The organism is Sphingorhabdus lutea, assembly GCF_001889025.1.
GTDB classification, from domain to species: Bacteria; Pseudomonadota; Alphaproteobacteria; order Sphingomonadales; family Sphingomonadaceae; genus Sphingorhabdus_B; species Sphingorhabdus_B lutea.
In genome coordinates, this window is the sequence record NZ_CP018154.1 from 368,061 (window position 1) to 381,125 (window position 13,065).

The following is a 13,065-nucleotide window of genomic DNA, read 5'->3' on the forward strand; positions in this document are numbered from 1 at the left end:
TAATCAGGCCGACGTCATGAGCTCAACAATATCTGAAAAATCATTGCAAAAACCATCTCTGGTGGCCGCATGTAAAGAGATTTTATTGGTATCAGATGCGATGACCAAGGTAAAATGCGCCCGTAAATGCGCGCGCGATTGGCGGGCGGGTAAATTATCCATCGGTAATGCAGCTGATGCACAGTCCATGCCCGATCAACCATATTTTTTGGACAAGCCAATATTATTGCCGCCGCAGCAAATGCCCAAATTGGGCCGTGCAGGAAATGAGAAAAACCGAATCGCCATGATTCACAGCTTTGCCCATATTGAATATGCGGCAATTGACTTGGCATTTGATTTGGTGGGACGATTCGCCCATTTATTTCCGCCCGAATTTGTCGATGATTGGATTATGGTCGGCGCGGATGAGGCAATGCATTTTGCTATATTGGAACGCCGCCTGCGCCAATATGAAAGTTTTTACGGTGAATATCCCGCCCATGGCAGTTTGTGGGATGCGGCATATCGCACCCGTCATGATGTGGCGGCGCGGCTGGCCGTTGTGCCCATGGTGTTGGAGGCAAGGGGGTTGGATGTCACGCCCGCAACGGTGAAACGTTTTGAACAAAATGGCGATGTAAAGACGGCCAAAATATTAAACCGAATCTATCATGATGAGATTCGCCATGTTGGCGCAGGGGCGAAATGGTTCGCATTTACGGCGAATCTGCATTTCAACCAATGCGGCGAATCCCATGATGAATATTGGAAAAGGCTGGTAAAAACCTACTTTAAAGGTGGCTTAAAGCCTCCGTTCAACGACTCGGCGCGTCAAAAAGCCGGTTTATCCCGCGAATGCTATCACGCCCTTGCCAAGGCATAATTTTTCATTTTACAAGTTAAAACATAATAAGGGGTGGGCAGATTAACTGCCAGTTTAACTTTTCTGCGGTTTTTCTGTAGAGTGAATTAAGGGTCGTATATTTTATGAAAAGCTGCGTTTTGGCTGAAAAGTCCTCTTTTGCAAAATCAATAACATTATCTTTTGCACTTGCGTCCATATTTGTAATGGGAACGGCGATGACATCAACCGCCCATGCGAACAGCGCGGCCAGTGCTTCGGATAGCTTCCGCGTCGATACAAATAAGAAAAATGAAACCGCGCTTGGTAAATCAAGCAGCGAATTTCGCGGTCTATTCAATAAATTCGAAACCGGCGATGATTCAGCAACCGCTCAAGTCTTCATTCCATCGATTAACCCCGTTGAGTCCATGAACATGACGAGCCAATATGGTTATCGCACCGATCCATTTCGTGGTCGCCGCGCAAATCATAAGGGGCTGGATATCGCTGGGCCAATCGGCACCCCCATTTACGCAACCGCCGATGGCATTGTTGGTCGCGCCCGTTGGGTTAATGGATATGGCAAATATATTGAATTAAATCATGGCAATGCCATTCAAACCCGTTATGGCCACATGTCTGCATTAAATGTGTCAGAAAATGAGCGGGTAACAAAGGGTCAAATCATCGGATTTATGGGATCAACCGGTCGCTCCACCGGCAGCCACCTTCATTATGAAGTGCGCATCGCCGGCGAACCAGTAAATCCAACCGCATTTTTGGCCGCAAGCAATTATGGCTTGGCGTCTGTGAAAGATGATGCTAATAAGGGTGAAGGCGGCCCTGAATAATCAAATTTCGCTTTATTTGGCGTTTATTGATTATGATGACAGGCGATTGCGCCAACAAATTCAGTTCACCTTTGGGAGAGGGTGTGTTCTTGGGGGCAGGTAATGAAAAATTACCGCCCCTTTTCTTTATCTAAAAGCATCCTATATTATGAACATGGATATTGAATCAGTTATTTTATTGCCCAATGCGGCGCGTCGTGTTTCCGAAATTGCCCAAAAATTGGGCAAGGAGGCAGTTTTGCGTTTGTCGGTTGATGGTGGTGGCTGCTCCGGTTTTCAATATCGTTTCGGCTTGGCCGATATGATTGACAGTGATGACATCATGGTTAGCTGTGATGATGCGAAATTGGTGGTCGACCCCATAAGTTTTGACCTTGTAAAGGGAAGCGCGGTTGATTTTGTCGAATCGCTGGGGGGTAAATCTTTTCAAGTCACCAATCCACAGGCACAATCGGGATGTGGATGCGGGACCAGCTTTTCCATTTAAAATAGATATGATTGATTGATAGCGGGTGTTTGCCGCGCTATCATATCATATGACAAAAATTTCCACTTTTAACATTAACGGGATTAAGGCCCGAACCCCGCGGCTTTTGGAATGGTTGGATGAAACCGCGCCGGACATTGTTTGTTTGCAAGAGGTGAAGTCGCAGGACAAGGATTTCCCCAAGGATATGTTTGAAAAAGCAGGCTATGGAGTGATTTTTCATGGCCAGAAAAGTTTCAATGGCGTGGCAATTTTGGCCAAAGGGCAAGAGCCCAAGGAAATTCAGCGCGGATTAGAGGGTGAACCAGAGGATGAGCAGGCCCGATATTTAGAGGCCGAGATTTTGGACAAATCGGGCAATGCGCTGCGCGTGGCCAGCATTTATTTACCCAATGGCAACCCATTACCCGGCCCGAAATTTGATTATAAATTGCGTTGGATGCAGCGTTTACGCAATCGAGCGCAAATATTATTAAATGAGGAAATTCCCGCAATTTTATGCGGCGATTATAATGTGATACCTCGCGATGAGGATGTATTTAGCGTGTCTGCAATGGCAAGTGATGCATTGATGCAGCCCGAAAGCCGCGCCGCATATCGGCAATATTTGGGCGATGGGTGGAGTGATGCCTTTGTCACTAAATATCCCGCCGGCGGTGTGTGGACATATTGGGATTATCAGGCGGGGGCATGGCCGCGCGACAATGGTTTTCGCATTGATCATTTCCTGCTCAGCCCCATAGCGGCGGACAGATTGGAACATGCCGCAGTTGATAAGGAACATCGCGGCCGTGAAAAGGCAAGCGATCATGCCCCTTTATGGGTTCAGCTTCGCGATTAGGGTTATTTTATACCATATCGGGGTAAAGACTGCGCTGCACCCGTGCCACATCCAGCCCATAATGCGCGGCCAATGCCCGTGAAATTTCCAATTCCATCGACATTGTGGGGCGTAAATCGCGCCCTTCATACAGCGCGCTTTGGCTTAAACCTGGCCAGTCGGCAATTATTTTGCCGCCACTGTTAATATTGCCGCCGCACATCATTAAAACCGATGCTGTGCCATGATCAGTGCCTCTTGTGCCGTTCATTGCGGCGGTGCGGCCAAATTCTGTGGCAATGATGACCAAGCTATTATCCCAATCAAGACCCAATCCAGATTTGATCGCCCCCAACATGGCGTCAAGACCGCGAACCTGCGCGTTTAATCGGCCAAATTGTTGGGCATGTGTATCCCATCCCGTTGTTTCAATCATCAATAATTGGGCGGCCTGTGACCCCTTCATCAAATTGGCGGCCAATTGGCCTATTTTCTCGCCATTACGACCATTTTCAGCTGATAAATCACCGGCAAGATTTTTTGTGTCAATGGCCGATTGCCAAATGGGGGCCAGCATTTCATCCTGGGCATATAACATGGTCAACCGATTGATAAGATCATCATTTGCGGTGGGTAATTTTGTCGGCGCAAAATTGCCAACCTCTGCCGCACCGCGCAGGGCAAGGGGGATGGAGGAAGATAGTGCCAGCGATTTTCGCGATTGTGCGTCAATTAAGGGTATTAGCCGGTTTAGAAATCCGTCCTTTCGGGCATAGGGTGTGATGCCGCCCGATTCCAAAATATTTTGCCCGTCAAAATGCGACCTTTCACGATAGGTTGAGGCAATGGCATGGACAATATTGGCCTGACCTGTGCGCATCATCTTGCCTAATTCAACAAAATTTGGGTGCAATGAAAACATGGCGTCAATATGTTGATAATTGCTGCGGTCGGTTTCGGCCCGGCCATTTAATGCAGCAAAATCGGCATCCCCAATGGGCGATACCAAATCCAATCCATCGGCCGCGCCGCGCTGCAAAATATAAATTAACTTTTTTGGGCTGTTTATTTGGGCAAAGGCGATGCTGGGTGCGCCAGCGCCCGCCCCTGCGGCCATGGCAATGGCAATATGTTGCAATAAAGATCGGCGATTCATCATTTTTATCTCCGCAAAAATTCGGGCGCCATTAACGCCATCGCTATGCCCTGAGACGGGCTGTCGGCACGTGAAATCGCGGTTTCGCTGTGCTTTTGTAACATGTCATTCATGATAAGGGAGGCAAATAAGCGCGGATCGACTGCATTTTTGGAAAGCCCGCCTATGATATCTGCCAATTCGGCCCGCGCCATTAAAGCCGATGCGCCCATCCAATGATCGTTTAAATCGGGAAAGCCCGATGGGGCGCCGGGTTTCCATATGGGCTGGCCCATTTGATCGAGTAGGGCGATGATATTTCGCGGATTATCCGCCTGCTTCGTGCCAAATGCGCGCATTGCCGAAATGGCCCATTCCCATGGACTTTTATATTTAATATGTGCCGCGTTCCAGCTTTCTTCATGCATAATCAAAATTTTATATAGGCTGGGTAAATACCCCCCGCTTTGCATAAATGCATTTTCCAATGCAGAAATAAGCGCAGGCGGCGGTGTATCTGTGGTAAAGGCACGCGCCAATTTTGTGGCAATAAATCTGGCAGTTGCGGGATGGACGGCCACATCATCCAACATATGTGTCGATTGATCCTTGCCAATATCTGGATATGTTTTTCCTAAAAAGCTGCGCGTTCCTGGCTCATGCAGCATATCGACAAAAAAGCTGTCATCGGGTGCGACATTACCAGCAAAACGTGCAATGCGTTTTGCCTGTGGGCCGATGGCGACGCTCCACCCCGTCATTGCCATGGCCAATTGCTGTATATCATTTTGTGTATAAACGCTGCGCACGCCCAAACTATGCAATTCCAATATTTCGCGCGCCAAATTTTCATTTAACCCGCCATTGCTTTCGGGGTTTCGGCGGTTTCGTCGTTTCATAATCATGCTATTTGGGCCAAAAGATTGGGCCTGATCCAAATATAATATCATGGCAGGATGACGCACAGCAGATTTCAACAAATTTGCAAAACTACCCATTATATTTGGACGTATGGCATCGCGTTCATAATTGCCGGCAAAGGCGGTCACCTGTAATTTATCCGAAGATATGGCAAAATGATTGGACCAAAAATGCACCAATCGTTCGGCAAAGGGGGTGTCCGTTTGCAATGCTGCGCCAATTCGCGCCGTTGCCGCATCAATATAATGACGGCGGATGGCGCGGACTTCCTTTTGCACCTTCATTTCATCTATGGCAATATCGTCGCTGGGCTTTGCGGCGCCACCATCCTGCCTGCGTTGTTGCTGTGCAATTTCTCGCAACATTTGATATTCGGAAAATTCGGCTGCAATTTCTTTGGTGGAGGCAAGGGAGGCATATATTGGCGGCGCGGGATTATATTCCTTTAATTGCTGCAATAATTTATTTTGCAGCTGCTTATCATCAAAATTGCGATAAAGCGCTGCCTCATTTGCGCGGCCACCAAGGCCGAATCGATTATGAAAAAAATATGTTTTGGCCATTTTTGTAAGCCGCCCATTCATTTTATGACTATTGCAGCGATGATTGGATAAATCATGCCGCGTTACAAGAATAAATGGGTATCAAATTGTCGCAAAGGACAGGATGATGCAGAATTTATAAATTTTTCTGATAAATGGTGTAAACACGGTTGATGTCGCCCTTTATCGCTTCTGCAATGGCGTTCATCCCCTGATTATCATCCAAAATCCAACCAATTTCGCCGCGTGTTGCGCCATATTTGCTAATCGCATTTTTACGGATTTTTTCAATCATCATAAATGCCAATTGGCTTGCCAATCGGCTGGATTGCAATTCCTTTACCACGCCCATTAACGGCACGCGCATGGTGCGCACGCGCGGTTTACGCAGCCATAATAGCATTTTGGCCCAGCCAAAGGGAAATAGGCTACCTTTAAGGGGTTTCATCGCTTCATTCACATCGGGCAGGGTAATCATAAAGGCAACAGGGCGGCCTTCAACCTCGGCAACCATCACCAAATCTTCATAAACAATTTGACGCAATTTTTTGCCGACATAGGCAATTTCGGATGCGGATAAGGGAACAAAACCCCAATTATCCGACCATGCATCATTTAATATGCCCATGATAAGGGCGGCTTCTTCGTCAAATTTGCTTTTATCAACGGGACGAATATTTATACGTGATGATTTTTCACCAGATTTAACAATACGTTCGATTAAGGGCGGGAAATCATGGCTAATATCCACTTCCCATGTGCGCAATTCCTTGGCCTGTTGATATCCAAGCGCCTGTGTCCATGTTGAATATTTTAACGGATGATGTCCCATCATTACCGTTGGGCTATGGTCTTGACCCTTGGTCAAAAATCCCGGTTCATCCCATATAGAAAGCGATAATGGGGCAAGCACGCGGTGCATCCCCTTATCCTTCAGCCATGTTTCTGCGCGGGAGATGAGCGCGGCGGCTACCGTCTCGCTCTCTGCCTCCAACATGCCCCAATTGCCCGTTCCTGGCCCCATGCCCTGATTGGCGGGTTGTTGCGTGGCAAGATGGTCAATATGCGCGGAAATGCGGCCAACCACCCTGCCATTTTGCCGCGCCAAAAATAAGGCGACATCGGCATGTTCAAAAAATGGGTTTTTGGCAGGGTTTAGAAATTCCTTCACCTCCGCCCGCAGCGGCGCGACCCAGTGCGGATCATGGGCATTTAACCGATAGGCCAAATCAATAAATAATTTATGATCTGCCGCACTGGTAATTTGGGTAATTTCTACCTTTTGTCCTGCATCATTTTTCATGATTATTCCCCAATTTTCGCGCTGCCATTGTTGGTGCAATTTTATATGCAACAGGTTTAAGATGATTTTTTATTATCTTCGAGCGAACGGCGACGTGGATGGCCAGATGCGATACCACCCGACATTTCCTTTACCCATGGATAATCTTTGGCAACTTCTTCGGTATATCCTAAATTGAACACGGTGGGTGAACGATCTTTACGATCCTTGCGTTCATAATAAGTGCCCAAAACACGGTCCCAAAAATAATTGGTAATGCCATAATTGCCATCTTCATCATGGAAATGATGTTCCAAATGGCGTTGTTTCATAAATGCAACCCATTGATATTTTGGTTTAAATGCCAAATGTTGAATGCAATGAATAAATTCATAATAGCATGTGATTAAAAGGCCAGCAGCAAATGCCGCAGCAGCGCCGCCAATACCGCCCAATGCAAAACCAATGGGCAAAGTGGCCACCGCAATGGTGGGCAAAGTGGTATGCAATGCGCCGAATAATACCTCTAAATGATTGGGGTCTTGATGATGGTCATAATGAATACGTTTCCATGTCGCGGACATGAATTTGAATTTATACATCCATTGCCCATGCAAAACATATTGGTGCAATAAATGCCATACCAATGGGTAAACGACCAATGCCGCCAAAATTGACAATGATGTGGGCAATATTTGGGCGGGATAATAAATGAACACGCCAATGGAAAGTGCGGTTAATAATAAATAGGCGATAATCGTATAATGTTGGAAATATGCGATGATCAGCTGTTTAAGGTTCATCCGGTCAAGATAATGTGATTTTGTCCAAAAGCTTCCGCCTTCTGACTTCATATTTGATTCTGCTTTGTTCATAAACAATAACCATTCAATATAATAACTTACCCAAATATATGGGCGTGGTGGATCCCCCGGATCTTTTGCTGCTGACTTATTGGACCGTCAATTTGGCGTTTTTACGGCCAATTGCAAGACTGTCTGTCATAATCCAGCCTTATTCGCCCAAAATATTATGACGCGGGGTAAAAAGCGGCCCTTACTTTCATGTTTATGTTTATGGCTGCCTTGATGGTCATTTTCCTGCGGCGGTCGCCATATTTTGCATATCATCCATAGATAATATTTGCGGTAATATTTGCTTATGACCATTTCTATCATAAAAAAGATATAATGGCACACCAGTGCGGCCCTGTTGTTCAATAAATCGGGCGATATTGGGATCATTGCGGGTAAAATCACCCACCATGACAATGATGCCGGATTTTTCAAAAATATCGGCGGTTTCTTTTTGTGCGATGATGCGTTTTTCATTAACCTTGCAACTTATGCACCAGTCGGCAGTGAAATATAGGAAAATTGGTTTTTTCTCGGCCCGCAATTTGGACAGATTATCTGCATTAAAGGGGATGGTTTTAATATAGGATTGCGCCTGATGATCCGCCCGTGAAATTGGCGCAGGCGGCAGGACCAAAACAGATCCAATAAATATACCCGCCAATTGCGGTAGATAAAGGGTTTTGCGGACCGGCCCTTTTGCCTGCATATGGCCAAAAATATTTAATATAATCAGCAATAGAACCGACGCGACCAAAGCAATGACAAGGCCGCTTTGCCCCGAAAGCCGCCATAAAAGCCACATTAGCAGGATTGCGGTTATCGCCATGGGAATGGTCATGATGCGGCGAAATGTCTCCATCCACGGGCCAGAGGGCGGAATTTTACCGCGCAGCCATGGTGAATATGCAATTGCCAAAAATGGCAAGCCAAGACCAAAACCCAATCCGGCGAAAATCAACATGGCGGATAATGGCGGCAGGGTCAGCGCTGCGCCCAGGGCGGCGGCCATGAACGGGCCGGTGCATGGTGCACCGATTATCGCGGCCAAAATGCCCGTGCCAAATGATCCTGCTGTCCCTTGGGGAAGGGCGGATTGCAATTTGCCGCCCATTTGCGGCAGGTGGAACCAGCCCCATAAATTGGCGCATATCGCCACCATTAACAAGGTGAGCAACAGAACAAAACGCGGTTGTTGTAATTGAAATGCCCATCCAACCATTTCACCCGATGCGCGCAGACCCAATAATATAGCGCCCATTATGATGCAGCTGAACATTGTACCGGCAATATATGCCCATGCTTCTGGCTTGGCTTTTCCATTATCGCCATATTTGCTAATCGAAATGGCTTTTAACCCGATAATGGGAAATAGACAGGGCAGTAAATTTAGCAATAATCCGCCCAATATTGCTGCAAATATTATCAATATTATGGGCTGCGGCGTCATGGCGGCATCGGCATTTTTATCATCCGCTTCGCCGGAAATGGGCGCGCCATTTGCTGCAACTTGGCCGGGCCCTGCCTTTATCTCTAACCCCTGATGAGCGCCAATTTTCAACAATCCAGCAAGGATATTTTTTCCACCCAAATTATGGGAAGCCGATAAATTGGTCTCCATAATCAGGGCATTATTGCTGCGTGACCATTTTTGTCTTGCGCCCAAATCAATATTTTGTTGGTCGGCGGCAAAAAAATAGGGCGCATCAATTTGCATTTGCGCGGGAATGGGGAATGATAAACGGACCATATTACCGTTAATTTGATAATTTCCCATGCTGTCCGAAATTTGCGGTAATTTTTGGCGCATATTATCAAATGTCGATTTGCTGACGGTTTTTATCGCTCCATTTGTCGTTTCAATTTGAAATTCGCCGCGTTCGGGCACGCAAATCCGGTCGGTACAGGCAAGCCAGCTGGCCGATAGCTGGAGATTTTTTAAGTCTGCCTGTGTCAGCGAGGTTGAATTTTTAATCGGAAATAAAATCGCATATTCGCCCAGATAGACATGATTCATTAAATCAAAATATCGTTTGGCATGCGGCACGGGAAATAAGGGCGCACCAACAAAATTGGCAGCAGCGCCGTCCTTTGTCTTCCATATTAACTCAATGCCTTGGCCGGCCTCTCCTGGGTTTTTCCAATAACCATGCCATCCATTTTCAGGTTTCATCACCAATGCGATATAGGATGATGCACTGCCATTATTCGGCGCTTCTTCCGCCACCAATTGCGCGCTTATATTATTTTGCTTTGCCCACGCCCCCAAATGCATTTGAGGAATGAAAAGCAAAAAACCAAGGATAAGGAATAGAATAAATTTACGCTGCATCATGCGCTTATAATGGCGATAATATATGATTGCACGGCCTAAATAGGGTGAAATATGAATATCGTTAGTCTTTAAAAGGCGAGTGATATTTTATATGGCGAGCGAAAATTGTAATTTTATCTGTTGATTTTTACCCGCAACGATAATCCCTTCTTCTCCGCAAAACGCCGTAATGGGCATGGATATAGAGGTGATTTGATTGTTTTCGACTTGGCCATCTTTATGATCGAACAGGCTTTGCTGTGTGTTTTGCGCAACATATTGCATATTGGGCAGGCTTAAAATCTCCAAAACCCAAAATCGCGGACGATGGCGGTAAATACGCGGCACAATGCGGGCAATATGACGGGCATGAATTTTTGCCGCATCATATTCCACCATGACATAATCACCAGATTGGCCATGGGGTTTGATAATTTTTGCAGAAATAATATCGATTAAGCGGCCATGCGGCGCCCCCGATAATGAAGGCTGTGATGAATAATCCATAATATAAATATGCCGATAAGCACATTTATCGGCCTATCAACTGCAATCCTATAGTTTAAATGCATGGGCGTAAAATTACACCGACAACATGATATTGGCCCACCCAAGACCCTCTAAAAATTGGCAAATATATGGTTAATTTACATACCGCAATATATGGTTACATTGAGATACAAATTTTTACATTTATATCAAAAGCCATATATTTTAAGACTAATATTTATCTGTGCCTATAGGTTATTTTTTATATGACCGGCCATAGCGCCCCTTGCGCGTTCCCGGCTTTCCTTCATTACTGCGGCCCACTATTGGCCGGCCTTTATCACCCTGTGGGTTAAGTGTCGTGGCGAGCGGATCATTTATGCCCAGCTCCTCCGCCTCCAATTTGCGGATTTCATCGCGCAGGCGGCCTGCCTCCTCAAATTCCAAATCGGCAGCGGCGGCGCGCATTTGTTTTTCCAATGCCTCAATATGCGCACGCAGATTATGCCCCATCAATGGTTCGGCGGGGATATTTTTATCCGTTTTTGATTTAACTTCGCCTGCCGCGCTGTTCGCCACAATATCCGACACCTGCCTGATAATTGTTTTGGGGGTAATATTATGAAGAATATTATGTGCATGTTGTTTTTCGCGGCGGCGGTCGGTTTCACGCATCGCCCTTTCCATGCTGCCCGTTATGCGGTCGGCATATAAAATCACCTTACCCTCCACATTACGCGCGGCGCGGCCAATGGTTTGGACAAGGGATGTTTCGCTGCGTAAAAATCCTTCCTTGTCGGCATCCAATATAGCCACCAACCCACATTCGGGAATGTCCAACCCCTCACGAAGCAGGTTAATGCCGATTAAAATATCATATACGCCCATGCGTAAATCACGGATCAGCTCAATACGTTCCAATGTTTCCACATCGCTATGCATATATCGCACCTTTAACCCTGCCTCATGTAAGAATTCGGTCAAATCCTCTGCCATCCTTTTGGTTAATGTGGTTATGAGAACGCGGAAACCTTTTTCAATTACCTTGCGTGCTTCATCAATCACATCATCAACCTGATCCTCCACAGGGCGGATTTCAACCGGCGGATCGATAAGTCCGGTGGGGCGGATAACCTGTTCCACAAACACGCCCTGCGCTTGCTCCATTTCCCATGGGCCGGGGGTTGCCGACACGCTGATCGTTTGGGGACGCATAATGTCCCATTCATTGAAACGAAGCGGGCGATTGTCGATACAGCTGGGCAGGCGGAAACCATATTCAGCAAGTGTTATTTTCCGGCGATGATCGCCCTTTGACATTGCGCCAATTTGCGGGATTGTTTGGTGGCTTTCATCAACAAATAATAACGCATTTTCGGGCAGATATTCAAACAGGGTCGGCGGCGGCTCACCGGGCAAACGGCCGGTAAGGAAACGGGAATAATTCTCAATTCCGGCGCAGCTGCCCGTCGCGGCAATCATTTCCAAATCAAAATTGGTGCGCTGTTCCAATCTTTGCGCCTCCAGCAATTTTCCTTCCGCCTCAAGCTCCTTTAACCGCTCGGCAAGTTCAAAACGAATGGCGTCGCTGGCCTGTTTCATCGTTGGGCCTGGGGTAACATAGTGCGAATTGGCATAAACCCGAACACGGTCCAAAGACGCGCCCGGCTTACCGGTTAAGGGGTCAAATTCGGTAATGCTTTCAATTTCATCGCCAAAAAAACTTATCCGCCATGCCATATCATCATAATGGGATGGGAAAAGTTCCAAATTATCCCCGCGCACGCGAAAACTACCGCGCCCAAAACCAATATCATTGCGTTTATATTGCAGGGCGACCAATTTACGGATTAACTCACGCTGGTCAATATTGCTGTTTTTAACCAGATCAAAAATCATGGCCGAATAGGTTTCAACCGACCCGATACCATATAGGCATGAAACCGACGCCACAATTAACACATCATCGCGTTCCAATAATGACCGTGTGGCCGAATGGCGCATCCGGTCAATGGCCTCATTGACGCTGGATTCCTTTTCAATATAGGTATCGGACCGCGCGACATAGGCCTCTGGTTGATAATAATCATAATAGCTGACAAAATATTCCACCGCATTTTCGGGGAAAAATTGTTTAAACTCACCATATAATTGCGCGGCCAATATTTTATTGGGCGCAAGGATAAGGGCAGGACGCTGCAGTGTTTCCACCACCTTTGCCATGGTAAAGGTTTTACCCGATCCGGTCACGCCTAGAAGAACCTGATCCTGTTCTCCGGCCAATGCGGCCTTGGTCAATTCTTCGATAGCACGGGGTTGGTCGCCCGCAGGTTGATATTCAGACACCAATTTAAAAGCACGGCCTCCCTCTGCCTTATCAGGGCGATTGGGACGGTGCGGGGTAAAATTCCCATCGGTATCGGGTTCGTCTAATCCGCGTCTAATTACTAATTCAACCATAGGGTGAATATGGGGGGCAAAGCAGATTTTGTCATCATAAAAGCAGGGATAAATTTAACGCGCCGCATATTATTATTTGCAAAA

Annotated in this window: 11 protein-coding genes; 4 read left to right on the forward strand and 7 right to left on the reverse strand. The window is 46.7% G+C overall.

Going from position 1 to position 13,065, the window contains the following annotated elements; genetic code table 11:
- Positions 1–16 precede the first annotated feature (16 nt).
- From LPB140_RS01810 to xth, 4 genes are all read left to right on the forward strand, one after another.
- Positions 17–865 (forward strand): ferritin-like domain-containing protein, encoded by an 849-nt coding sequence (locus tag LPB140_RS01810; protein WP_072558418.1) that lies wholly within the window; start codon positions 17–19, stop codon positions 863–865.
- Between the two features lie 197 nt (positions 866–1,062).
- Positions 1,063–1,677: a M23 family metallopeptidase gene (locus LPB140_RS01815; protein ID WP_232223431.1), complete on the forward strand. Its 615-nt coding sequence runs from the start codon at positions 1,063–1,065 to the stop codon at positions 1,675–1,677.
- A gap of 148 nt (positions 1,678–1,825) precedes the next feature.
- Positions 1,826–2,164, forward strand: a complete 339-nt coding sequence (locus LPB140_RS01820) for a HesB/IscA family protein (RefSeq protein WP_072558420.1) — start codon at positions 1,826–1,828, stop codon at positions 2,162–2,164.
- A gap of 49 nt (positions 2,165–2,213) precedes the next feature.
- Entirely contained in the window at positions 2,214–3,005 is a 792-nt protein-coding gene (gene xth / locus LPB140_RS01825; protein WP_072558421.1) for an exodeoxyribonuclease III, read from the forward strand.
- Between the two features lie 7 nt (positions 3,006–3,012).
- On the opposite strand, the gene LPB140_RS01830 is transcribed toward xth, so the two are convergent.
- From LPB140_RS01830 to uvrB, 7 genes are all read right to left on the reverse strand, one after another.
- A complete protein-coding gene (locus LPB140_RS01830; RefSeq protein WP_472548847.1) occupies positions 3,013–3,843 on the reverse strand; it encodes a DUF1501 domain-containing protein in 831 nt (276 codons plus the stop codon).
- A 302-nt stretch (positions 3,844–4,145) separates the two neighbouring features.
- Positions 4,146–5,603 carry a DUF1800 domain-containing protein gene (locus LPB140_RS01835; RefSeq protein ID WP_072560127.1) on the reverse strand — a complete coding sequence of 486 codons (1,458 nt, stop codon included), beginning with the start codon at positions 5,601–5,603 and terminating at the stop codon, positions 4,146–4,148.
- A gap of 115 nt (positions 5,604–5,718) precedes the next feature.
- The gene (locus LPB140_RS01840; protein ID WP_072558423.1) at positions 5,719–6,885 is read right to left on the reverse strand and encodes an N-acetyltransferase; all 1,167 of its coding nucleotides are present in this window, start codon (positions 6,883–6,885) and stop codon (positions 5,719–5,721) included.
- Positions 6,886–6,941: 56 nt separating this feature from the next.
- Positions 6,942–7,739 carry a sterol desaturase family protein gene (locus LPB140_RS01845; protein WP_072558424.1) on the reverse strand — a complete coding sequence of 266 codons (798 nt, stop codon included), beginning with the start codon at positions 7,737–7,739 and terminating at the stop codon, positions 6,942–6,944.
- A gap of 217 nt (positions 7,740–7,956) precedes the next feature.
- Positions 7,957–10,053 (reverse strand): protein-disulfide reductase DsbD family protein, encoded by a 2,097-nt coding sequence (locus tag LPB140_RS01850; protein ID WP_072558425.1) that lies wholly within the window; start codon positions 10,051–10,053, stop codon positions 7,957–7,959.
- An 87-nt stretch (positions 10,054–10,140) separates the two neighbouring features.
- Positions 10,141–10,539: a hypothetical protein gene (locus LPB140_RS01855; protein ID WP_072558426.1), complete on the reverse strand. Its 399-nt coding sequence runs from the start codon at positions 10,537–10,539 to the stop codon at positions 10,141–10,143.
- A 237-nt stretch (positions 10,540–10,776) separates the two neighbouring features.
- On the reverse strand, positions 10,777–12,981 hold the full coding sequence (uvrB, locus tag LPB140_RS01860) for an excinuclease ABC subunit UvrB (protein ID WP_072558427.1): 2,205 nt from the start codon (positions 12,979–12,981) through the stop codon (positions 10,777–10,779).
- Between the last annotated feature and the right edge of the window lie 84 nt (positions 12,982–13,065).